The organism is Arthrobacter sp. K4-10C (assembly GCF_059090085.1).
In genome coordinates, this window is record NZ_JBNHFI010000003.1 from 63,436 (window position 1) to 85,487 (window position 22,052).

At 64.8% G+C, this 22,052-nt stretch carries 19 protein-coding genes; 9 read left to right on the forward strand and 10 right to left on the reverse strand.

Annotated features, from left to right (window positions below; all coding sequences use genetic code 11):
* Positions 1–18 precede the first annotated feature (18 nt).
* Positions 19–915, reverse strand: coding sequence for a LysR family transcriptional regulator (locus AC5RUU_RS04820; RefSeq protein ID WP_493974080.1), 897 nt, complete (start codon positions 913–915; stop codon positions 19–21).
* A 463-nt stretch (positions 916–1,378) separates the two neighbouring features.
* Here AC5RUU_RS04820 and AC5RUU_RS04825 point away from each other — a divergent pair, with 463 nt between their 5' ends.
* Positions 1,379–1,636, forward strand: coding sequence for a DUF3072 domain-containing protein (locus AC5RUU_RS04825; protein ID WP_493974081.1), 258 nt, complete (start codon positions 1,379–1,381; stop codon positions 1,634–1,636).
* Positions 1,637–1,654: 18 nt separating this feature from the next.
* Here the strand turns inward: AC5RUU_RS04825 and AC5RUU_RS04830 are convergent, their stop codons facing one another.
* Positions 1,655–1,858: a hypothetical protein gene (locus AC5RUU_RS04830; protein ID WP_493974082.1), complete on the reverse strand. Its 204-nt coding sequence runs from the start codon at positions 1,856–1,858 to the stop codon at positions 1,655–1,657.
* Between the two features lie 373 nt (positions 1,859–2,231).
* Here AC5RUU_RS04830 and AC5RUU_RS04835 point away from each other — a divergent pair, with 373 nt between their 5' ends.
* Both AC5RUU_RS04835 and AC5RUU_RS04840 read left to right on the forward strand, forming a co-directional pair.
* Complete coding sequence (locus tag AC5RUU_RS04835; protein ID WP_493974083.1) at positions 2,232–3,494, forward strand: glycosyltransferase family 87 protein; 1,263 nt, start codon at positions 2,232–2,234, stop codon at positions 3,492–3,494.
* A 28-nt stretch (positions 3,495–3,522) separates the two neighbouring features.
* Positions 3,523–4,782, forward strand: coding sequence for a glycosyltransferase 87 family protein (locus AC5RUU_RS04840; protein WP_493974084.1), 1,260 nt, complete (start codon positions 3,523–3,525; stop codon positions 4,780–4,782).
* A gap of 3 nt (positions 4,783–4,785) precedes the next feature.
* Here the strand turns inward: AC5RUU_RS04840 and mptB are convergent, their stop codons facing one another.
* The gene (gene mptB / locus AC5RUU_RS04845; protein ID WP_493974085.1) at positions 4,786–6,369 is read right to left on the reverse strand and encodes a polyprenol phosphomannose-dependent alpha 1,6 mannosyltransferase MptB; all 1,584 of its coding nucleotides are present in this window, start codon (positions 6,367–6,369) and stop codon (positions 4,786–4,788) included.
* Positions 6,370–6,667: 298 nt separating this feature from the next.
* Between mptB and AC5RUU_RS04850 the strand changes: the two genes are divergently transcribed.
* Entirely contained in the window at positions 6,668–8,194 is a 1,527-nt protein-coding gene (locus tag AC5RUU_RS04850) for a SulP family inorganic anion transporter (protein ID WP_493974086.1), read from the forward strand.
* A 79-nt stretch (positions 8,195–8,273) separates the two neighbouring features.
* Positions 8,274–9,383 (forward strand): LacI family DNA-binding transcriptional regulator, encoded by a 1,110-nt coding sequence (locus tag AC5RUU_RS04855; protein WP_493974087.1) that lies wholly within the window; start codon positions 8,274–8,276, stop codon positions 9,381–9,383.
* On the opposite strand, the gene AC5RUU_RS04860 is transcribed toward AC5RUU_RS04855, so the two are convergent.
* Positions 9,339–10,490 (reverse strand): GGDEF domain-containing protein, encoded by a 1,152-nt coding sequence (locus AC5RUU_RS04860; RefSeq protein ID WP_493974088.1) that lies wholly within the window; start codon positions 10,488–10,490, stop codon positions 9,339–9,341. The two genes, AC5RUU_RS04855 and AC5RUU_RS04860, sit on opposite strands and share 45 nt — an antisense overlap.
* A gap of 155 nt (positions 10,491–10,645) precedes the next feature.
* Between AC5RUU_RS04860 and AC5RUU_RS04865 the strand changes: the two genes are divergently transcribed.
* From AC5RUU_RS04865 to AC5RUU_RS04875, 3 genes are all read left to right on the forward strand, one after another.
* Complete coding sequence (locus AC5RUU_RS04865; protein WP_009358071.1) at positions 10,646–10,882, forward strand: zinc-ribbon domain-containing protein; 237 nt, start codon at positions 10,646–10,648, stop codon at positions 10,880–10,882.
* 222 nt (positions 10,883–11,104) lie between these two features.
* Positions 11,105–12,268 carry a ribosome small subunit-dependent GTPase A gene (rsgA, locus tag AC5RUU_RS04870; RefSeq protein ID WP_493974089.1) on the forward strand — a complete coding sequence of 388 codons (1,164 nt, stop codon included), beginning with the start codon at positions 11,105–11,107 and terminating at the stop codon, positions 12,266–12,268.
* A 96-nt stretch (positions 12,269–12,364) separates the two neighbouring features.
* Positions 12,365–13,384, forward strand: coding sequence for a LacI family DNA-binding transcriptional regulator (locus tag AC5RUU_RS04875; protein ID WP_493974090.1), 1,020 nt, complete (start codon positions 12,365–12,367; stop codon positions 13,382–13,384).
* 25 nt (positions 13,385–13,409) lie between these two features.
* On the opposite strand, the gene arfA is transcribed toward AC5RUU_RS04875, so the two are convergent.
* The 6 genes from arfA to AC5RUU_RS04905 form a co-directional block, all read right to left on the reverse strand.
* Positions 13,410–14,960 carry an arabinosylfuranosidase ArfA gene (gene arfA / locus AC5RUU_RS04880; protein WP_493974091.1) on the reverse strand — a complete coding sequence of 517 codons (1,551 nt, stop codon included), beginning with the start codon at positions 14,958–14,960 and terminating at the stop codon, positions 13,410–13,412.
* Positions 14,961–15,037: 77 nt separating this feature from the next.
* Positions 15,038–15,700: a YesL family protein gene (locus AC5RUU_RS04885; RefSeq protein ID WP_493974092.1), complete on the reverse strand. Its 663-nt coding sequence runs from the start codon at positions 15,698–15,700 to the stop codon at positions 15,038–15,040.
* Positions 15,697–17,073: an arabinan endo-1,5-alpha-L-arabinosidase gene (locus AC5RUU_RS04890; RefSeq protein WP_493974093.1), complete on the reverse strand. Its 1,377-nt coding sequence runs from the start codon at positions 17,071–17,073 to the stop codon at positions 15,697–15,699. The genes AC5RUU_RS04885 and AC5RUU_RS04890 overlap by 4 nt, the downstream gene beginning before the upstream one ends.
* 3 nt (positions 17,074–17,076) lie before the next feature.
* On the reverse strand, positions 17,077–18,024 hold the full coding sequence (locus tag AC5RUU_RS04895) for a carbohydrate ABC transporter permease (RefSeq protein WP_493974094.1): 948 nt from the start codon (positions 18,022–18,024) through the stop codon (positions 17,077–17,079).
* 11 nt (positions 18,025–18,035) lie between these two features.
* A complete protein-coding gene (locus AC5RUU_RS04900; RefSeq protein WP_493974095.1) occupies positions 18,036–18,944 on the reverse strand; it encodes a carbohydrate ABC transporter permease in 909 nt (302 codons plus the stop codon).
* 2 nt (positions 18,945–18,946) lie between these two features.
* The gene (locus tag AC5RUU_RS04905; RefSeq protein ID WP_493974096.1) at positions 18,947–20,275 is read right to left on the reverse strand and encodes an ABC transporter substrate-binding protein; all 1,329 of its coding nucleotides are present in this window, start codon (positions 20,273–20,275) and stop codon (positions 18,947–18,949) included.
* A gap of 302 nt (positions 20,276–20,577) precedes the next feature.
* On the opposite strand from AC5RUU_RS04905, the gene AC5RUU_RS04910 reads away from it, so the two are divergent.
* Positions 20,578–22,035 (forward strand): arabinan endo-1,5-alpha-L-arabinosidase, encoded by a 1,458-nt coding sequence (locus AC5RUU_RS04910; RefSeq protein ID WP_493974097.1) that lies wholly within the window; start codon positions 20,578–20,580, stop codon positions 22,033–22,035.
* Positions 22,036–22,052: the final 17 nt, after the last annotated feature.

Below are 22,052 nucleotides of genomic sequence, written 5' to 3' on the forward strand. Positions count from 1 at the left end.
TCGACTGATTCGAATGATCTATTTTGAGATTTGCCCGCTTTTAAACTGCCGGGCCACAGCAATGGCAGCCTTCACGGCTGGCGAATCACTTTCCGGCGACCAGGCCATGTGGAGGGCGATTTTCGGTAAAGGACCCCTCAGAGGAACAAATACCACGTCCCGACGAGGGGCATAGCGGAAGGAGTCTGGCTGGACAGAGACGCCAAGTCCCGAGGCGATGAGTGCGAGCTGGGTAGCCATATCGTGGCTCTCGATGATGCGGCGTGGGCTGCACCCGTGCCGGTAGCAGGTGGCGATGAGAACGTCATAGAGGTCGGGATTGGAGATACGCGGCCAGTAGACGAAGTCCTCCCCGTCAAGATCCTGGATCTCCAGAAATTCCGCAGCTGCATGCCTGTGCGTAGTCGGCAACAGAGCCGTCAGTGGCTCCTCAAGCACCTTCTCCAATCGGACCCCACGTACGTGCTGAACGCTGCGCACAAAGCCCAAATCGATCTGGCCCTGCGATAGCTGGCGCAACTGGACTGCGGTGCTAAGTGAGGCAATAGTGATCTCAAGGTCCGGGCTCTGACGCCGAAGCTCCTTCAGGAGGTGCGGCACCAAGTAGTTCATCGCAGGACCTACAGCACCGATCCGTAAAGTCCCCTGTCGGCCAGCAGCTACGGCAGAAACCTGGCTCTGAACCCTATCCAGTTCATCCAGAAGCCGCTTAGAGCCTTCAAGGAGGGCTTCTCCCGCGGCCGTAAGCTGCACGGATCTGCTGGTCCTGGATAGCAGTTCGGTCCCGAAGTGAGTTTCAAGGGCACGGACCTGATCACTCACCGTTGACTGGGAAACCCCCAAATGCCGCGCGGCCTTACCAAAATGCAGATCCTCGGCCACAGCCGAAAAGACCCGTAACTGCTTGAATTCCATAGTCTTGAGCCTAACCAACCTCTACCGTAATGAGGCCGCGATGTATGGCTAGGCATTTGCAGCTCGGTCACGCCCGCACTGGGAAGCTATTCAAACTTTCCCCTACGTGTACGCAGTGCACGTCCCTATTTCGAACCCGTCGAGGCTGCAGAGCAACGTGCGCGGTCAAGGCCTGTTGAAGTCGGCTACGGTGCGGCCGTTCATAGGCCCTCCACTCCGTGAGCCCGTCTCGTTGGGGCACACCCCAACCTGACGTCCGGCAGCGCGGAAAAGACCGTCAGAGTAGGGCCTGATCTCTACCATGCTGACAGTCGCTCAGGGAACTCATTGAGCTCAACCTGACAACTTCACCCTCGAGGCAGGAACCCTCGGGCCTTCCTTGAGCGACAGGGGGTTTGTCCACATCAGGGCACGCAAATGCCACGCCTCGAGAATGTCCCACCCCGCACCTAAACTTCTTCCCATGGACAACAACGGAGAAGAAACCATCGGCAGCCCCACTCCTGAGCCGGATGCAGGCCTCAACCGCGATCCCGAAGACTGGGTGACCGGGGATGAGCCCATGACGGCGGCACAGCGCAGCTACCTGGATACGCTGGCGCGGGAAGCGGGAGAAGAACTGCCCGCGGACCTCAGCAAGGCGGAAGCGTCCAAGCACATTGACCGGCTGCAGCAGCGCAGCGGGCGGGTGTCAGGCGAAGGGAACGGCTCCGGCAGCTAGTGCAACCGGAGAAAAGGCCTACCAGGCCTGTTGTTCCCGCGTGAGGCCGAAGGGAACGGCCTCGCTCAGGGAAACCGTGAACTTGTTGGCCGCGTGCCGCGTGACCAGGATGCCATGGCGCCTCTCTGCAAGTGCGTGGGTCCTGGCCGCGGAAACGGCTGCGTCCAGTTCGCTGTCCATGCTTTGGCGGTCGGCGACGGTCAGGGTCAGTGGGAAGTTCATCGGTAGAGCCTTTGTTGGATAGGGGGATAGGGGTGGGGCAACCGGCTGCGCTCCCCCAGGCTGCAGACGACAAGTAGGCACCTTAGTGCCTCGAACATGGTGCACCAGCAACGCCGCGCCAGCAACTTTAGAAAAATAACCGCAGGTCAGGCGGAGCACCGCTATTCGGCGCGGCGGCAATTACGGTGCCAACGCGCGGTCATTTAGAGTTGAACGCGGGGCGGAGGCTGTTTTTCAGCCGGCTCCGAAGCCACCGAACACCGCCACGGGGCAGAACCAAGCACCCGCGCAGCACGATATATGTGCCACAACTGACAAGGATCCCGCCATTTCCACGGAAGCTATCTTCGGCAATCTCACCAGGATCCGCAATGTGATCCTCCCCGTGCCGGCGAGGGCCAGGCTGAATACGGGGCGCGGTCTGCTGGGCGGCTTCATCGTGGTCCACCTTGTCTTCCTCATCTTCGCCGCCTCGCTGTCCCTGCGCGGCGAAGCGTTCAGCGACACCTTCATCTATCGCGACTGGGCCATGGCAGGGTTCGACGACGCCAACCTCTCCGGCGGCCCCAGCCCCTGGGTCTACCCCATCCTGGCGCTGATCCCCATGGCCATGGCAGGCATCGCGGGACCGGGACCGTTCTTCTTCCTCTGGGTCCTGATGACCACCCTCCTCAACGGCTGGGCACTCCTCAAACTCACCGGACGCGGCCGCCACACGGAAGCCATCCCCGCAGGCTGGTGGTGGCTGGTGTTCACCTTCCTCATGGGCTGGCTCGGGTTCGCCCGCGTGGACGGCCTTACCGCACCCCTGGTCCTGGTGGCCCTCGCCTATGGCGTCAACCGCCCTTTCATTGCCTCCGTCCTCCTCGCCGTCGGCACCTGGGTGAAAGTCTGGCCGGCCGCCGTCATGCTGGCGCTCTTCGCCGTCGTCCGGAACCGGATCCTGGTGGTCCTGGCAGGAATTACGACGACGGCGGCCGTCGTCGCACTGGCAGCGGCAGTGGGCAGCGTCCCCAAGCTGCTGAACTTCCTCACCCAGCAAGGCGACCGCGGCATGCAGCTCGAGGCCACCTTCACCACACCCTGGCTGTGGCTGTCCGTCCTGAACATCGGCGATTCCCGCATGTACATGAACACTGACATCAACTCCATGCAGGTGGACGGGCCCGGCACCGCCGTCATGTCCGTGCTCATGCAGCCCCTCCTGATCCTGGCCGCGCTGCTCGTCGCGGGCATGACCTTCTGGGCCCTGCATAACGGCAAGCTCAGTGGCGGTGCGGACCGCACCGAACTGCTCCTGGCCGGCGCCCTCACCCTTGCCACCGCGTTCGTCGTCTTCAACAAGGTGGGCTCGCCGCAGTTCATGGTCTGGCTCGCCCCCGCCGTCGCCGTCGGCCTGGCCCATAGCTGGCGGGACTGGCGCGTCCCGGCCGCCATGCTGATCGTCATCGCCGTGGCCACGTACTTCATCTACCCGCTGTTCTACGATGCCCTCAGCCACAACAACCCGTGGATGGCCCTGGTGCTCACCATCCGCAACGTCCTCCTGGTGGTCCTGTTCCTGTGGAGCGTCCGGCGCCTGTACCTGCTGGGCAAGAAGGCCCCGGCCGCCGCCCCCGCGTTCAAGGAGTCCTGAGATTTCCACGAGGTTCTTTGACCGTCTGGTGACCGTCCGCAGCAAAGTCCTGCCCGCCAAGGTTGTGGACTGGTTCGCCCGCCCGTCCAGCGTGTGGTGGGGCTTCGCCGTCGTCCACCTCTACTTCCTGGGCTGGATGGCGTCCTTCTTCCTGCACGGCGACACCTTCAGCGACACCGAGCAGTACCGCCAGTGGGCGCTGGACGGGTACAACCCCGCGGACCTCGACGGCAAAATCAGCCCCTGGGTCTATCCGGTACTGGCGCAGATCCCCATCTTCCTGGCGAACATCGCCGGGCCAAGCCTCTACCTGCTGGCGTGGTTCCTGATCATCACGGCGCTCAACGCCGTCGGGCTCCTCTACCTCACCCGTGGCCCCCGGAAGGTGACGGGCATTGCGCCCGCCTGGTGGTGGCTCTTCTTCACCGTGTTCATGGGCTACCTCAGTTTCGCCCGAGTGGAGGGCATCACCGCCCCCATCGTGCTGATCGCGCTGCTCTATGCAGCGGAGCGGCCCGTGGTGGCGGGCGTCCTGCTCAGCATCGCCACCTGGATCAAGGTGTGGCCGGCGGCCGTACTGGCGCCCATCGTGATCGCCAGCCGGAAGCGGATCCAGGTTGTCCTGTCGGGCGTCGCCGTGACTGCCGTCGTCACCGCGGGCACATGGCTGTCCGGCGGTCTGCCGCACATCCTGGATTTCCTCCTGAACCAGGGCGAGCGCGGCATGCAGCTTGAGGCCACCTTCTCCACGCCGTGGGTTTGGCTAAGCGTCTTCAACATCGCCGGCTCGAAAATGGCGGACAACACAGCCATAAACTCCACCGAGGTTTACGGCCCCGGGGCCAGCACCGCCGCGTTCCTGATGCAGCCGCTGCTCATTCTCGCGGCCGTGGGGGCCGCCGTCCTGCTCATCCGCGCCCTGAAGCGCGGCGCCGAGCGCGAGGAGCTGTTCCTCGAAGGCTCACTCATGATGGTCACCGCGTTCATCGTGTTCAACAAGGTGGGCTCCCCGCAGTTCATCATCTGGCTGGCGCCGGTGATCATCGCCGGCCTGGCCCACGACTGGGAACGCTGGAAAGTCCCGGCCGCCCTGCTGATGGGCATCGCCATGACCACCTTCGTGATCTACCCGCTGTTCTACACCCCGCTGATCCACGCCCACCCCGTGATGGCGGCGATCCTCACCACGCGCAACGTACTGCTCGTGGTGCTCCTCTGGTGGTCCGTGAAGCGGACGGCGGAGCTGGGCCGGAAAACGACGGCGCCGGTTCCCGCCGGCAACGCGTAGGGGTCAGCTGCTGACGGCCCTTTCCCGCCGGGCCAGCAGCCACTTCCAGCCCCGCCGTGCAAGGTCCCACGGCCTGCCCTGGATGAGCAGCTTGCGGGTGTGCACATCCAGGAACAGCAGGTAGAACGTGAACGCGAGCGCGGTGAAGAACGCCAGCGTGGACGCATCAATGGGAAGCTCCACGAAGGACCACACGGAGAGCTGGTCCTGCGCGCCGAACACCACAAAGAACGTGACGCCCACGTACAGGGACCGGATCTGCCAGTCGTCGCGGATCCCGGTGACGGCCAGGAAAGGCAGGAACCACAGGATGTACCAGGGCTGGATGATGGGTGAGAGCATCACGACGGCGGTGAACGCCAGCGCCATCCGGCGCACCGCCCGCGGGTAGTCACCACGGAACATCAGCAGCAGGACGACCGCGATGGCGGCCCATTTCATGCCGGTCCGCAGCCACGTGGCGAGCGTCCCGCCCGGGAGCCCCAGCACATTGGCAAGGAATTCAACCTGCTGCCCCAGGAAGCCTGACGGCGAATAACCCGTGTAGCCGGGAGTAGGATCCATGATGGCCCAGGTCCAGCCGATGCCCAGGTTGTAGGGGATGCCGCTCAAGAGCAGCACGCCGAAGCTGATGCCCGCCGTCGCGCCCCACATCAGGAACCTGCGCGGCCACGACGCGGAGGGGCCCGCCCACATCACACCGAGGAACGGGAGCAGGAGGACGGTGATCGGCTTGATCCCGATCGACGCAGTGACGAGGAAGATCCCCAGGATGTAGCGTCGGGTGGCCGCAAAGTAGACGCCGGCCACGGCCAGGCCCACCATCAGGGCATCGTTGTGGGCGCTGGCAATGAAGCTGATGAGGAACAGCGGATTGGCCACGGCGATCCAGAGTGCCCGCGCGCCATTGATGCCGTGCAGCTCCGCCAGCTTGGGCACGTAGATGACGCAGAGCAGGACCCCGACGCCGGCCAGCAGGCGGAAGAGGAGGACGGAGACGTCCGGCTGCGCCCCGGTCAGTCCCACCACCCCGCGCGCCAGCCACAGGAAATACGGCCCGTAGGGGGTCCGGTTTTCCGCCCAGGCGGGGTCGGCGCCGAGGGCAAACCAGTTGCTGAGCGTGGAGATTCCCACTTCGTAGGGGTTCTGGCCCTCCTGCACCAGCCGCCCCTGGCCTGTGTAGGCATAGACGTCCCGGGAGAAGACCGGCACGCAGAACAGCAGGGGCAGGGACCAGGCGGAAATGGCGATCACCACCGAACGCAGGGAAGACTTCCCCCATTCCGCCAGGCGCTGGCCCAGCCGCAGCCACGACCGCATCAGCACCATGGCGCCCACGGTCAGCAGGACGGTGGACACGGTGACGCCCCAGCCTTCGGTGCGGAGCGCGATGACCACGGGCTGGCGGATCATGGGCGAACCGTTGGCGATCCAGCCGGTTCCGATGGAACCCACGAACATCATGAGGGCGCCCACAAATCCTTCAATGATGGCCAGGTAGGCGCGGCCTGTCGCCGGCGCGGAGGACTCAACCGGCGCGGCCGGCTGGCTCTCCGAAGTCCCGACGTGTGACCCGCCTGCCGTCATGATTTGTCTGGTCCCCTACTTCGTTACGGCGCTGGTTGGACCAGCTGGAAGGCCGCCCTGCAACCCGGCTATTTTATCAGCCGCCTTTCCCGGCTCCCCCGGCAGCGGACCGCCGGCAAAGCACAGTTTGGCAACAGCGCAGGCGCTGGCCGGCCGCACCTTCCGCGTAAAGTTGAAGTGGCTTGTCCTGCAGCGCCCCTGCGCCGGCCAGCCCCACCAGCTTCGGCGCACTGCAGCGCCCCATTCTCCACCACGCGAAGGCGTCCGCCTGCCTTCCCGACCTGAACGGAGCCATTCCATGGCCGTATCCACCGCTTCTTCGGTTGCAGCGCCGTCGCCCCAGCACCTGCAGTCGGTCCGGGCCACGCTCCGTTCCCCGCGCAGGCTGAAGACTGAAGCCCTGGCCGGCCTGGTGGTTGCCCTTGCGCTGATCCCGGAGGCCATCGCCTTCTCCGTGATTGCCGGCGTGGACCCGCGGATCGGCCTGTTCGCTTCCTTCACCATGGCCGTGACCATCGCATTCGTAGGCGGACGGCCGGCCATGATTTCCGCCGCCACCGGTGCTGTTGCGCTGGTTATCGCGCCCCTGATGCGCAGCCACGGGCTGGACTACCTCATTGCCGGGGTGATCCTGGCCGGGGTCTTCCAGATCCTCCTTGCCGTCGCCGGGGTCACCCGCCTGATGCGCTTCATTCCCCGGTCCGTCATGGTCGGGTTCGTCAACGCGCTGGCCATCCTGGTGTTCATGGCCCAGCTCCCCGAACTGATTGGCGTCCCCTGGATGGTCTACCCCCTCGTCGCCGCGGGCCTGGTGATCGTGGTGGGCCTGGCAAGGATTACGACGGCGGTGCCCTCGCCTTTGGTGGCGATCGTCCTGCTCACCGTGTTTGCCGTGCTGGCCGGCGTGGACGTGCCCACCGTCTCGGACAAGGGCCAGCTTCCGGAGAGCATGCCGTCATTTTTCCTGCCGAACGTCCCGATGACATTGGAGACGTTCCAAATCCTGGCGCCGTTCTCGCTGTCCATGGCACTGGTGGGGCTGCTGGAATCCCTGATGACAGCCAAGCTGGTGGACGACATCACGGACACCCGTTCCAACAAGACCCGGGAGTCGTGGGGCCAGGGGGTGGCAAACATTGTCACCGGTTTCCTCGGCGGCATGGGCGGCTGCGCGGTGATCGGCCAAACCATGATCAACGTCAAGGGCTCTGGCGCGCGCAGCCGGGTGTCCACCTTCCTGGCCGGTGTCTTCCTGCTGGTGCTCGTGGTGGTGCTGGGCGACGTTGTGGGCCTCATCCCCATGGCCGCACTGGTGGCTGTGATGATCTTCGTCTCGGCCATCACCTTCGAGTGGCACTCCATCGCCCCGCGCACCCTGCGCCGGATGCCCAAGTCTGAAACCGCCGTCATGCTCATCACCGTGGGCGTGGTGGTGGCGACGCACAACCTGGCCATCGGCGTCGGCGTCGGCGTTCTTGCCGCCATGGCCATGTTCGCCCGGCGCGTGGCCCACTTCGTCACCGTGGAGCGCACCGTACTAAAGGTTAACGGCGAGAACGTGGCCACCTATACCGTTGACGGAGAGCTCTTCTTCGCGTCCTCCAACGACCTCTACACCCAGTTCGAGTACGCCCTGGATGCCGCGCCGGACATCGCCCGCGTGGTGGTGGACCTGCACGCCTCGCACCTCTGGGACGCCTCCACCATCGCTGTGCTGGACGCCGTCACCGAGAAGTACAAGCGCCACGGCCGCGAGGTGGAACTGGTTGGCCTGAACGCCGCCAGCGTCTCCATGCGCGAGCGGCTAGCAGGGAAACTGAACTAGGAAAGACCGGACTCGCATAGATTGATAGAAATGCAGTCCACGTCACAGCGGCCGTCAACAGCCCCATCGAAAGGTGAAGATGAACGGTGAAGGAGCACGGCGGCGGGATGTAACCGTTGCCGACGTCGCGAAAGCAGCCCAGGTGTCCAAGGCACAGGCCGCTCGGGCGCTGGGAAATTACGGCGCCGTCAGCGACGATGTGCGCGAACGCGTCCTCGCCGCAGCGGAGGCACTTTCCTACCGTCCCAATGAACTGGCCCGCAGCATGAACACGGGAAAATCGAACACCATCGGCGTGGTGGTGGGCGACATCGAAAACCCGCACTTCGGACTCGCCACCCGGGGCATCACTGACATCGCCAAAAAAGCCGGCTTCAACGTCATCCTGGTCAACACCGACGAGGACAAGGCGGCGGAGGTGGATGCCGTCCGGGTGCTGCTGGACAAGCGCGTGGACGGCCTCATCGTCGCTCCCGCGTCATCAGCAGACACCAGCCACCTTCAGCAGGTTCAGCAGGCGGGGCGCCCGCTGGTGTTCATCGACCGGACCGCCGAGGGCCTGGACGTCCACACCGTAGCGGTGGACATGGAGAAGATTTCGCTGGAAGCAACGCAGTACTTGATCCAGGCCGGCCACCGGAGGATCGCCTTTGTGTCAACGCTGAAGACCGACACCCCGTACCGGCCTGGAATGACGTTGAATTCGTCGCAGATCGCAGACCGCCTCGAAGGCATGCGGCAGGCCTTCCTGGAGTCCGGACTGCCCTTCCCGGAAGACCTCGTCCGGTTGAACGCCGGCGACGCCGAATCCATCCGCGGTGTTACCCGCGAGGTTCTCCGCGGGCCGGACCGGGCCACGGCGGTGGTCGCCTCGGATGGCCTGATTGCACTGGGAGTTGTGGAGGCCATCCAGGAACTGGGCCTGGCCATTCCAGCAGACGTGTCATTCCTGATGTACGACGATTTCGCCTGGACCAGGCTGACCACCCCGCCCCTGACCGTGATTGCCCAACCGGTGTACAACATGGGCGTGGCTGCCGCGAAGGCACTGATCAGGCAAATCCACGGACTGCCCCCCGCCGCTCCGGAGGAGTTCACCGCAACACTGGTGCGGCGCGGATCGGTGGGGCCGTGCCCCGCCGGGCTACAGAATCCCGTCGCTGCGGGCCGTGCGGTTCCTGCCCTTTGACTTGGCCACGTACAAAGCCGCGTCCGCGGCGGCGATGACGTCGTCCACCCCGGAAGTCCCGCCGTCGTACATGGAAATGCCGTAGCTGACGGTAGGCATCTCCATCCCGTCCATTGTTGGCCCTGCGGCGAGGCGGCGGCTGATCTCCTCGGCAATCAGTTCCGCGCGCTCTGCACTGGCGCCGGGCATAAGCAGGACGAACTCTTCGCCGCCGTACCGGCCCACCAGGTCCGTTGACCGCACGGTCTCCGTGCAGGTTTCCGCGAAACGCTGCAGGACGGTGTCCCCTGCGGCGTGGCCGTATGTGTCATTCACCGCCTTGAAGTGGTCAAGGTCGGCCAGGATCAGCGCGCCGGAGCCGCGGGTGACGGTGCGGTCCGACAGCAGTTCGGCGGCGAGGTCAACGAAGGCCTTGCGGTTGAGCAATCCGGTCAGGTCGTCCCGGGAGGCCACCACCCGGAGGGCACGGGTCTGCTGTTCGCTGCTCAACGCGGCCATGCTGAAGGAAACCACCACCAGCAGCACCATGGTCACCAAGGTCGTCACCGCCGAGCCGAAAACGGTGGTAAAGGTGGGCCCGTGCTGCCCCTCCAGCAGGAACGCCACCCAGCGGAGGAAGTAGAAGACGGCCAGGCCGCCGGCGGACACTGCCATGGGGATCCGGACCCGTGAATAGCCCGGCTCCAGGCGCCACAACTCCCGCGACGCCAATCCAATACTGACGCTCATCGCGGGAAGGAACACGGCCCCGCCGGACCAGGTGTTCGTGGCGGGGTTGTCCAGCACGGAGGCGATCAGGGTGGCCAGCGGGATCCCGGTGAAGGCCCACCTCGGCGGCGGCACCGTCCGGAGGGACCGCGCACCTGCCCAGACCGCCACCCCGCCATGCACCAGCAGCACGTTCCCCAGCGGGTTGGCCCATACCTGGTGGACGGTCCCATCCAGCAGGAAGCAGGCGGACCCCGCAAGGAAGAACACCAGGGCAAGGCACCACCAGCCGCTGTACGGCGAGCGCGTGATCCGGTAGGCGGAGAAGTAAAAAAGAACCACCAGCACCAGCGCCATCAGGCCGAAGGCGATCCGGAGCGTCGCGGTGTCCAGAACCATGTCCCCCCAGTCCCCCCAACGCTGTGCTGACCCTTAGTATGTCACCGCCCCGGCCGGCACCGCAGCAGCACCGGCCGTGAGCGCGGAACAGGAAAAGCGCCTATGGTTGTCCGATAACACCGGACAACCGGAACAGGACCACCGAAAGGCCCGCCATGCTCCTTCTCTTCGGTTTCAAGACGGTACTCAAGGCGCTTCCCGGCAAGCCAGCAACCTGCCAGTACTGCCGCTCCTTCGTCCATCACCACCTGGAAGAGCGCGCCACCAAATTCACTCTGTTCTTCATTCCGGTGTTCACCACATCCCGGAAATACAACATCACGTGCTCCAACTGCGGCTACGTCTCGTCCATCTCCGCCAGGCAGAAACGCGCTCTGGAACTGCAGCGATAACCGGTCTAAAGTGGGACACGGTCCGTCCTGCCGTCCCCGGCAGGACGGAGACGACCCGGAGGGAATGGAGGTGGTTTTGATGACTGCTGTTGCCGCGCGCCCAGAGCGCCCCGCACCCATCAACCAGACCACTTCCCTCTGCGGCACCGTTCGAGCCTGACTGTCCCGGGTCCCCCGGGCTGGAACGCAACGGTGGCCGGGGACTGACCCGAGGCAACCGACGTGAACAATCCTTCAGGTATTCCCCTGACCGGCACTACAACAAACCATTCGAACAGCCCTGACGGGCCCGTCGCCTATGGCTACACGCCCGCGGTGGCCCGGCACTTCGAATCCAACCCGCTACCGGCAGCAACTGGCCGCGGCCGGGTGGTCCGCGTGGACCGCAACCGGCTGCTCGTGGCGGTGGACAACGTACTCCTGCACCTGCCGTATCCCCTTGCCGGTGACGTTCCCGTGACCGGCGACTGGGTCTGGACCGGACCAAACCGTGCCGGCGGACGCCAGATCCTGGGCGTCCTCCCGCGCCTGTCCGAACTCAGCCGCAAGCGCGCGTTTGAGGATTCGTCCGCGGCACAGGTCCTGGCCGCGAACATGGACATGGTGGGTGTGGTGGTGCCGGTGGACCGGCCCCTGACGCACAACCGGCTGGAGCGGACCCTTGTGGCCGCGTGGGACTCCGGGGCCACTCCCCTGGTGATCATCACGAAAGCCGACCTCGCCGCGGTGGCGGACGACGTCGTCGGGAAGGTCATCCTGCAGGCCGCCGGCGTGGACGTGGTGACCACGTCCGCGGAAACCGGTGACGGCATCGACGGACTGCTGCAGCACATCCCGCCGGGCGGCACGATTGTGCTTCTGGGGCCCTCCGGCGCGGGCAAGTCGACGCTCATCAACGCGCTGGCAGGACGCGACGTCCAGCACACCGGCGAGGTGCGCTCCGGCGACTTCAAGGGCAGGCACACCACCACGTCCCGGGAACTGGTGCCGCTTCCCAACGGGGCGGTGCTCATGGACACTCCCGGGGTGCGGGGCTTCGGGCTGTTCGACGCCGAGGACGGCATGGGTGAGATGTTCGGCGATGTGGAGGAGCTGGCCGCGGAGTGCCGGTTCTCTGACTGCTCCCACCAGCGCGAACCCGGTTGTGCGGTGCAACTGGCCCTCGCCGACGGCACCCTCGCGGAGCGGCGCTGGCACAGCTACCTTAAGCTGCAGCGCGAGCTGGCTGCGCTGGCCCGGCGGAGCGATGTGGCCGCGCAGCGCGCCTACCAGCGGGAGTGGCACCAGAAGGTGGTGTCGGCAGGCAAGTCCCAGCGCTGGGCGGAGCGGGACGTGGCCGAACGGCAGGACCGCGCCGGAGGAAAGGACCGGAAGCGGAGAAGGTAGCGGGCTGGCCGTCGAATGGCCCGAAGGACGCGTTCAACGTTGTAAAATCAGCGTGACCGGCCTGCGGGCTTGAGACGATTCCACGGGGGAACCACCATGGCGGCTACGCTCCACGACGTTGCCCGGGTGGCAGGCGTGTCCTTCAAAACGGTGTCGAACGTCATCAACAACCACCCGCATGTCCGGGACTCCACGCGTGCCAAGGTGGAGCAGGCAATCCATGAGCTGGGCTACCGTCCCAACCTCACCGCCCGCAGCCTGCGCTCCGGACACACCGGGGCGATCACCCTGGCACTGCCCCAGCTGAGCCTTCCCTACTTCGCCGAGCTGGCCGATGCCGTGATTGAAGCTGCGGCGAAGCGCGGGCTGGTGGTGCTGGTTGAGCAGACCGGCGCGGACCGTGGCCGGGAACTTGAGGTGATGGCGAGCCCGCGGTTGAAGATGTCCGACGGCCTGATTTTCAGCCCGCTGGCGCTTGGGCAGGAGGATGCGGACCTGATCAAGGCCGACGTGCCGATCGTGCTCCTTGGCGAGCGCATCTTCGACAGTACGTCAGACCACGTCACCATGCAGAACGTGCCGGCTGCGCGCGCAGCCACCGAGCATCTGCTGGACCTGGGCCGGAAGCGGATCGCCGTGGTGGGGGCCCACGAGGGTGAGATCATCGGCTCCGCAGGCCTGCGCCTCCGCGGCTACCGCGAGGCACTTGAGGCCAGGGGCATCCCGTACGACGACGGCCTCGTGGCCTACGTGGTGGACTGGCACCGTTCCAACGGTGCGGCCGCCATGCATGACCTGCTTGATCGCGGCGCCATGTTCGACGCCGTCTTTGGGCTGAACGACACGCTGGCCCAGGGTGCAGTGCGCGTGCTCCAGGAGGCCGGCTTCCGTGTACCGGACGACGTGGCCGTCATCGGTTTCGACGACCTGGACGAAACCCGGTACACCCTTCCCACGCTCAGCACCGTGGACCCCGGCCGCATCGAGATCGCCGAAACCGCCATCCGGATGCTGATGGAACGGATCAAGGATCCGGACGGAATGCCGCCCCGCGAAGTCGAGACGGCATTCCAGGTGGTGGCCCGGGAGTCCACGGCGGGCACTGCCCCCGCATAGGCCCGGCACCGCAGGCCTGGCCGGATCAGCCCAGGGCGACGGCGGACCAGGACACCGGGGGAAGCGTCACTGTCAGGATTCCCTCCTCGAGGACGGCGCCCTCAAGTTGCTTGAGGCCCACCCGGTCCTGGTCCTGCAGGGTGTTCTTGGCGTAGACGTCCGCATCGTGCAGGGTCACGGCCTCGGTGATGACGGTGGCATTGAGTTCCGCCACGTTGACGGTCACGTCGATGGCCTCCGTCTGGCTGCGGTTGACCAGGAAGATGGCGGATTCTCCGGTAGCGGCCTCGGTGGTTGCAACCGAGTCCACCAGCGGGGCTTCGCCGTACACCGCCGTCGTGTATGTGCCGGCCTCGATCCGGGGCTTGAGGACCTCGCCCTTCGCCAGGCGGGACGTGACGGAGAACGGGAAGAACGTGGTCTGCCGCCAGGTGGCACCGCCTGGTTCGGTCATGATCGGCGCGATCACGTTGACCAGCTGGGCGAGGGATGCGGCGGCGACCCGGTCGTGGTTCTTGAGGAGCGTCATCAGCAGGTTGCCGAACACCACGGCGTCGGCCACGGAGTAGGTGTCCTCGAGCTGGCGCGGGGCGTGCGTCCATTCCTCGTTGACCTCGTCGGAAGCCTGGTGCTCGTCCAGGTACCAGATGTTCCACTCGTCAAAGGAGAGCTGGATGGTCTTCTTGCTCTTGAGCTTGTGCTTGACGTGGTCGGCAGTGGCCACCACGGTCTCGATGAAGTACTGCATGTCGAGGGAAGACGCGAGGTAGGAACCCAGGTCCCCGTTGCGTTCCTGGTAGTAGGCGTGGCAGGAGATGTAGTCCACGTAGTTGTAGCTGTGCTCGAGGACCACGCGCTCCCATTCGCCAAATGTGGGCATGGAGGATCCGGACGAGCCGCAGACGACGAGTTCCAGGTTCTTGTCCGCCGTCTTCATCGCGGACGCGGTGCGGGCCGCGAGCTTTCCGTAGTCTTCGGCGGACATGTGGCCGATCTGCCACGGTCCGTCCATCTCGTTGCCCAGGCACCACATACGGATGTTGTACGGATCCTTCGCCCCGTTGGCGATGCGCTGCTCGCTGAGCGCCGTGCCGGACGGGTGGTTCGTGTACTCCAGCAGGTCAAGGGCGGCCTCGATCCCGCGCGTTCCCAGATTGACGGCCATCATGAGCTCCGAGCCGGTGAGCTTGCACCAGCGGGCAAATTCATCCAGGCCAACCTGGTTGGACTCCAGCGAGTGCCAGGCCAGGTCACGGCGGACCGGGCGCTGGTCCCGGGGGCCAACGCCGTCCTCCCAGCGGTAGCCGGAGACGAAGTTGCCGCCGGGGTAGCGGATGGTGCTGGAGCCGAGCTCCTTGACGAGTTCGATGACGTCCAGGCGGAAGCCGTCCTCGTTGGCGGTGGGGTGGCCGGGCTCGTAGATGCCGTCATAGACGCAGCGGCCCAGGTGCTCTACGAAGGAACCGAAGATGCGGCGGTTGACCGGGGCTACCACAGCCGAACGGTCGACGGTGATGACAGTAGGTGCCTCGATGGCGATTGTGGCGTCTTCTGCGGACGGAGAGGTGATGGTCACGGGTGTTCTTCCTGTTCTTGTATAACGTTGTAGAAGTAGGGTTGGGTTTGAGGGATCTACAGGACTGGTCATGGGATCTAGGCGGAGAGGTGCCCCGCGTCCCCGGCGGCCGCAGAGCGCGGACCAGTAGTCTGCAGCGCGTCCAGCCCGCGCCCGACGACGGCCCCGCAGAGCAGCAGCGGGACGGAAGCGCCAGCCAGCGGGACAAGCACCGGCACGGCGATGAAAATTACTGCGAGGGCAGCCATGCCTCCCAGCAATGGCAGACCCGTGCCGGGCGAGGCCAGCGGGAGGATGAAGGCCGCTTTCCAGGTGTTCCGGACGGTGTCCCGGAACCGGCTGCAGAGTGTCACGGCCGTTGCCGCCGCGGCGAGGGTGACTGCTCCAGCCCCGCAGGACAGAATCAGCAGCACGGCGTGGACAGAGGAGACCCCGGCCGGCACGGCGGCAAGGTTGAGGAACAGCACCAGGGCCGCCGCCCAAAAAAGGCTGCCCACCCGGTTGGCGTGCAGGAACCGGGCGCGGTAGGCGGTGGCAAAGTCCCGGACCAAGTGGTTGCTCTCACCTGCGCGCAGCCTCGCCAGGACGGTGGTGGCAGCAACAGCTGCCGGAAACACGCCCAGGAGCACCAGGCCGGCAAGTGATCCGGCCACAAAGAGCACATTGACCAGGACCAGCCGGGTGGCGAAATCCAGCCACTCCATGAGCCGTCCCGACCATCCCACCGGAGCGTCGTTCACGGCCACTCCTCCCGGGTGCCGCTCCACACCACGCCGTCCGAGTCGATGCCACTGAACGACAGGGCTGTCCTGTTGCGGACCCAGTCCCACGATCCAAAGACAACGGCGTCCAGCTCCACGGCGGTTCCGCCCGGATGGTGTCCGGTAAGGGTGTGCACCGTCAGGCGGAACCGCCCGGCTGGTCCTGCAGCCACCGGAACAGACGGGCCCTCATCCGCACAGGCGATCCGGACGGTTACGCCCTGCACAGTTTCGGTGGATTGCGGATCGAACCTGAGCACCTGCCAGCAGCCGCCGACGGGAACCGGCGCGGGCAGGATTTCAAGCCTGTGCCCGGCGTAGGGCTGCGGGGACACCACCGGCCATCCGGCAGCGTTGAAAAACAGGCGCCGCACCTGGACCAGGTGCTGGGTGGGATCATCGGCAAATCGCACATGGTGCGCCAGAAAGTGCTCGGGGGTGCCGTCAGCCCCGTCCTGCGTCAGGACAGAGTTGTGCCCCGGGGCCAGCCAGCCTGTGCCGCCGCTGAACCGGTAGCTGCCCAGCACCTTGGTGCCGGCCAGCGCCGGTGGAGCGCCTGCATCCATCAAGGACAGTCCTTGATGATCAACGTAGGGGCCGGTGATGTGGTCCGCCACCGCCACACGGATGTTGTAGGAGCTGAAAAGGGAATCGTAGGAGCAGAACAGGACGTAGCGGTCCTCCTCGGGGCGGTAGAGGATAAAGGCGCCTTCTATGGCCCGCTCCACCGAGGCGCCCCGGCGCGCAATGCACGTTCCCAGGTCACCGGCAAGCAGGGGCGTTCCGGACGCGGGATCGAGCGGAAGCGTGTAGATGCCCGAAAAGAAGGAGCCGTACGTCAGCCAGGGCTGGCCGTCCCGGTCGAACGTGACAGCCGCATCGATGGCATTTTGGGTCTGTTCACCGGCCCGGGTTGCCACCACGAGGCCGCGGTCCTCCCAGGGACCGGCAGGGGAAGGTGCCACTGCGAGCCCGATGGCTGAGGTGTTGGAGCCGAACGTGGAGGCGGAGTAGTACATGTGCCAGCCGCCTCCCGGCCAGCGGACCACTTCCGGGGCCCACAGTCCTTGCGCCCCGGACCACGCGGCGGCGGCGGGTGGAACGCCGTCGTCGAACGCTGTTCCCGTGTAGGCCCACTGCACCAGGTCGGTGGACGTCCGAATATGTACCCCTGCAGGAATATTTTCCGAGTTGGCCACCGCGTCTGTGGAGAACAGGTAATAGGTGCCGTCGTCGTCGCGCACTATTGTGGGGTCGTGGGCGTGGCGGGCACCCCACGCTGCGGGATCGGAAGTGGTCTCCGCCGGGGCCAGTTCGGGCAATACAGCGGACGTTAGATTGGTGTGGTGCATGGGTCAGCCCTTGGATCCGGAGAGAGCAATGGATTCGATGATCTGGCGCTGGAAGACGATGAAGACGACCAGGACCGGCAGCAGTGCGATGAACGATGCCGCCATGATCAACGGGTAATCGGTCTGGATGGCGTACTGGGCGTTGAAGTTGGCGATCACCAGCTGGAGCGTCTGGGTACCCGGTGAGTTCAGGTAGATGATCGGTGCCAGGTAGTCGTTCCACACCGCCATGAACCAGAGGATGAACTGGGCTGCGAGCGCCGGGCGGATGGCGGGCATGATGAGCGTCCAGAAGATCTGGAGGTACGACGCGCCATCAATCCGCGCCGCCTCCACGATCGAATCCGGGACGCTGTTCAGGAACTGGCGCAGGAAGAAGATCATGATGATATTCCCAAACAGTCCCGGCACGATCAGCGGAAGCAGGGTATCCACCCAGCCGACCCCGGCGAACATGGTGAACTGCGGAATCATCAGGGTGGGGAATGGAATCATGAGCCCGGACAGCAGCCCCAGGAACAGTACGTTCTTGAACGGCATGCGCATCTTGGCGAAGGCGAAGGCCGCGAGGGCTGAGGTCAGGGAGCCAACGACAGTCACGGAGCAGGCCACGATCAGGCTGTTCTGGATGCCGCTGAGCAGCGGACCGGCAGTCCATATCCGGGCGTAGTTCTCCCAGACAAACGGGTCCGGAATCCACTGCGGCGGCAGCTCGAAAACTCCGTCCTTGGTTTTTAGCGAAGTGGAGAAGGTCCAAGCCAACGGGGCAATCATGATCACGGCACCCAGGGAGAGGATAAGCGTGGTGATGATGTTGCCCAGCCGGGCCCGTTCCTTGACGGTCCGCTCCGCCGGAAGCCTGCCGGTGCTGGCACCTCTGCGGGCGCTTCCGTCAGCGATGGTGTCCTGCGGCTCCAACGGAGGGGTGGTGATCACGTTCTGTGCGGACATGGCTGCCTGCCTCAATCGATCGAGAACTGGTTGCGGCGGTTAAGCCGGAACTGGATGAAGGTAATGATGAACACCAGCAGCCCCAGCACAACGGACATGGCGGAGGCGTAGCCCATTTGCAGGTTGTCGAACGCTTTTTGCCAGATGTACCAAACAATGGTGGCCGACTCGAATTCCGGGCCGCCGGTGGGGGTCATGATGTTGATCTCCACGAAGATCTGCGAACCACCGATGATGCTGGTGACGATCAGGAAGAAGGTAACCGGCCGGACCATCGGGATGGTGATGTGACGGAACTGCTGCCACGCTGTGGCGCCGTCGAGCGCTGCTGCCTCGTAGAGGTAGCGGGGCACCGACTGCAGTGCCGCAAGGTAGAGCAGCATGGAGTAGCCCAGGCCCTTCCAGATAGCCATGATGATCAGTGCCGGCTTGACGGTGGCGGTGTCCTGCAGCCAGTTGGGGCCGTCGATCCCCACCAGAGCCAGGCCCTGGTTGATGAGTCCGAAGTCTCCGTTGAAGGCCCACTGCCACAAGATGGCGACGGCGGCAATGGAGGAGATGACGGGGACGTAGTACACGGTGCGGAAGAAGGTTGTCCCGCGCATCTTGCGGTTCATGGCCAGTGCCAGTGCCAGGGAGATGACCAGCCCGATCGGAATGCCGATCATCATGTACAGCGTGTTCCACAGGGATTGCAGGAAGTAGCGGTCACCGAACATTTTCGTGTAGTTGTCCAGCCCCTTCCACACCGGCGCGGCGATGCCGTTCCAGTTGGTGAAGGACGCATACACGGAGAACAGCAGCGGGAACAGGGTGAAGAGGATGAACCCCAGCACCGGAATGGCTACGAACGCCAGCGCGGCCTGATGTTCCTTCCGGTGCAGCCGTGAGCGGCGCTGCCGCGTGAGGGTTGACGACATGGTCAGTTGCCGGCCTGCTGGTTGGCGGAGTCCAGGAACTCTTGCATCCTGGGCTGGGCTTCCTTGAGGTAATCCGCCGCGGTCTGCTTGCCGTCCAGGACAGGCTGGATGTTGGTGAACAGCTCGTCGTACCACTCGGCGTTATAGGTGTTGCCGCCCGGAAGTGCGCGCCCGTAGTCCTTGACGATTTCAAGGAACTCCGCCTTGTTGGCCGGCTTGGTGCTGGTGTCCGCAGCCCAGGCCTCGGCCATGTCCTTGAGGTTCGGAATCTGGATGCCCGCGTCTACCAGGCTCTGCTGGGCCTCCTTGTTGGCTGTCAGGTACTCAACAAGCTTGACGGCATCCTCCGGGTACTTGGTGCTTTCGGAGACGGCGATGCCCAGCGTGCCGATCCAGCTGGCCGTTTCCCCGCTGTCACCGGCCGGATAGGGGATGACGTCCCACTCGAAGCCAAGCTTCTGGTAGGTGGACAGGTCCCACGGCGCGACGGGGAAGAACCCGATTTCGCCCTTCATCCAGCGCTGGTAGGTATCCAGGGTCTGCGCTTCCGCCACCGAGGGCGTGACTCCGTGGACATTCTGGAGATCCGCGAACCACTGCAGGGATTCCGCGAACTCGGGCGTATCCACAGTTACCTTCGTCCGGTCCTCATTGAGCCAGTCGCCGCCGTTGGACCAAACGAAGGGCTGCAGGTTCCACTGGACGTTCAGACCGGTGCCCCACTGGTCAAGGGTGCCGTCTCCATTGGTGTCCTGGGTGAGCTTCTTCGCGGCCGCCACGAACTCGTCGAAGGTGTACGGCTTGTCCTTGTCTGGAAGAGGAATGCCGGCCTTCTCGAGCATGGTCTTGTTGTAGCCGAAAGAGAACGGGCCAACGTCCTTGGGCAGGGCATAGATGGCGCCTTCGCCCACGCGCTTGCCGTCGTACCGGTAGCTGTCCACGCCGTATTCCCAGATGTTGTCCAGGTCGATCGTGTCCGAGCCCTCAACGTACTCGGTGATGTCCTTGACGATGCCGTTCTGCACATAGGCCTGGACGTCACCGGGGCCAATGTAGAAGACGTCCGGAACCTGCTTACCGGCGATGGCCGCCTTCAGCTTTGTTGCATACTGGTCCGCGGTGGTGACGATGATTTCCACGTCCACCCCGTTGTCCGCTTCGAACTGGGAGACCGCCTTTTCGTAGGCCTTTTTCTCGTCTTCACCTCCGCGGAACATGAAGGTGAGCTTCTTTTCACCGCTGTCGGAGTTGGGGGCGGAACATCCGCCGAGCATCAGGCCGGCGGCGGTAAAAAGTGCCAGTGCAGCGGCCATGCGACGTGACTTCATCATCACGCAGTCCTTCCGGTTTGGACAAAAACTTGTCACTTGAATGGGTGCCGGGCGCCCCACGTGTCCGCGGTCGCGGACCTGCATCCAGGGCGTCTCGTTTGCAACGTTGTAAGAACCATCACATGACGATTGAGGTGGCGTCAAGGCCCATTGGGAAGATAGTTCAAGTCGCCAACCGGTCCTTGACCCCCGCCCCGCTCCATGCCATATTTTGCGTTACAACGTTGCAACAAACGACCGGCCGGACGCATCCCCGGGCTGCCGACACCATTTCCGCATCCACTTTCTGGAAGGACCACGTGATGACGACGTCACGTTCCTGGGCGCTTCGCGCCGCAGGATTGGCAGCAGCGCTTGGCGTTGCCCTGACCGCGATAGCCCTCCCGACGACCGCCAGCCCGCAAAGCAACACCGGCACCTCAGCCGCCATCCGCGGCAAGGCCCCGGCGGCTGAACAGAAGTTCCAAGCCGACCTTACCGGCGGCAAGACGGTGGTGGGACAGACCTCCCCCATCCACGACCCGGCCCTGATCGTGGCCGAGGACGGCACCTGGTACGTGTATTCAACCGGCCTCGTGAACAGGGAGAACGGCGGCACAATCCAGGTCTGGTCCTCGCGCGACCAAGGCACCACCTGGGCCTACACCGGAACCGTCTGGGACCGGATTCCCTCCTGGATAGACGAGCATTTCTCCGACGGCGAGCTGCCCGGCAACCTCTGGGCGCCGGAAATCACCGAACACAACGGCACGTACTACCTCTATTACTCGGCCTCCCGCTTCGGCGGCAACAAGTCCCTGACGGCAGTGGCCACCAACACCACGCTGGACCCCGCCGACCCAGACTATGAATGGGTGGACCAGGGCATGGTGGTTTCCTCCCCCGCCACCGGCCTTGACCCAAACAATCCTGCCAAGACCTTCAACGCCATCGACGCCGGCATCATCGAAGACGCTGACGGCACCCCCTACATGGCCATCGGTTCATTCTGGTACGGAATCTTCCTGGTCCCCCTCGAATGGCCCAGCGGAAAGCCTGTGGCGGACTGGCAGTCCAAGACCGTGAACATTGCGGACCGGTTCATCCCCGGGAACCCGGTCGAGGCGCCGTACATTACAAAACACGGGGACTACTACTACTTGTTCGTCTCGTTTGATTTCTGCTGCCGCGGCGGAGACTCAACGTACAAGGTCGCCGTGGGCCGGTCCACCTCCGTGAAAGGCCCGTACCTGGACAAGGAAGGGCGCGACATGTTCGGCGGCGGCGGCTCGGTGGTCCTGGATTCCCACGGCGCCATCAGAGGCCCCGGCGGGCAGTCCGTCTTCGGCGACTACCTGGCCTTCCACTACTACGACGGTTCCAACCAAAACATCCCGTACTTCCCCACCCTCGGAATCCAGAAAATCGACTGGGCGGACGGCTGGCCGGCGTTCAACCAGACGGTGGAACCGCCGTCGGTCCTGAAGCAACCCAAGGCCACCACGGCCGGCAGCACCGCCACGTTCGCAGCCACCGCCGGCGGCACGCCGGGTCCGGTGGCAGTCTGGGAAACCTCGAACGACGGCGGCGCAAGCTGGCAGCCAGCGGAACATCAGCCGGTGACGAAGCGGACGGACGAAGGCACCTACCGCTCGACGCTGGACCTGCCCGCCGGCGGAGGTGGTGATGGCGGCCTGCTGGTACGGGCAGTGTTCCAGAACGCCCATGGCAAGGCTGCGACGGACGCGGTCCCTTTCCCGGCTTCTCGCGGCAGCAGGTAAGCCTGGAGTGCAGCGCC

What these genes read in the sequence shown, in the direction of transcription:
- AC5RUU_RS04820 (WP_493974080.1), bottom strand. Translation starts at nt 915, where the DNA reads ATGGAATTCAAGCAGTTACGGGTCTTTTCGGCTGTGGCCGAGGATCTG.
- AC5RUU_RS04825 (WP_493974081.1), top strand. Translation starts at nt 1,379, where the DNA reads ATGGACAACAACGGAGAAGAAACCATCGGCAGCCCCACTCCTGAGCCG.
- AC5RUU_RS04830 (WP_493974082.1), bottom strand. Translation starts at nt 1,858, where the DNA reads ATGAACTTCCCACTGACCCTGACCGTCGCCGACCGCCAAAGCATGGAC.
- mptB (WP_493974085.1), bottom strand. Translation starts at nt 6,369, where the DNA reads ATGACGGCAGGCGGGTCACACGTCGGGACTTCGGAGAGCCAGCCGGCC.
- AC5RUU_RS04850 (WP_493974086.1), top strand. Translation starts at nt 6,668, where the DNA reads ATGGCCGTATCCACCGCTTCTTCGGTTGCAGCGCCGTCGCCCCAGCAC.
- AC5RUU_RS04855 (WP_493974087.1), top strand. Translation starts at nt 8,274, where the DNA reads ATGAACGGTGAAGGAGCACGGCGGCGGGATGTAACCGTTGCCGACGTC.
- AC5RUU_RS04860 (WP_493974088.1), bottom strand. Translation starts at nt 10,490, where the DNA reads ATGGTTCTGGACACCGCGACGCTCCGGATCGCCTTCGGCCTGATGGCG.
- AC5RUU_RS04865 (WP_009358071.1), top strand. Translation starts at nt 10,646, where the DNA reads ATGCTCCTTCTCTTCGGTTTCAAGACGGTACTCAAGGCGCTTCCCGGC.
- AC5RUU_RS04875 (WP_493974090.1), top strand. Translation starts at nt 12,365, where the DNA reads ATGGCGGCTACGCTCCACGACGTTGCCCGGGTGGCAGGCGTGTCCTTC.
- AC5RUU_RS04890 (WP_493974093.1), bottom strand. Translation starts at nt 17,073, where the DNA reads ATGCACCACACCAATCTAACGTCCGCTGTATTGCCCGAACTGGCCCCG.
- AC5RUU_RS04895 (WP_493974094.1), bottom strand. Translation starts at nt 18,024, where the DNA reads ATGTCCGCACAGAACGTGATCACCACCCCTCCGTTGGAGCCGCAGGAC.
- AC5RUU_RS04900 (WP_493974095.1), bottom strand. Translation starts at nt 18,944, where the DNA reads ATGTCGTCAACCCTCACGCGGCAGCGCCGCTCACGGCTGCACCGGAAG.
- AC5RUU_RS04905 (WP_493974096.1), bottom strand. Translation starts at nt 20,275, where the DNA reads ATGATGAAGTCACGTCGCATGGCCGCTGCACTGGCACTTTTTACCGCC.
- AC5RUU_RS04910 (WP_493974097.1), top strand. Translation starts at nt 20,578, where the DNA reads ATGACGACGTCACGTTCCTGGGCGCTTCGCGCCGCAGGATTGGCAGCA.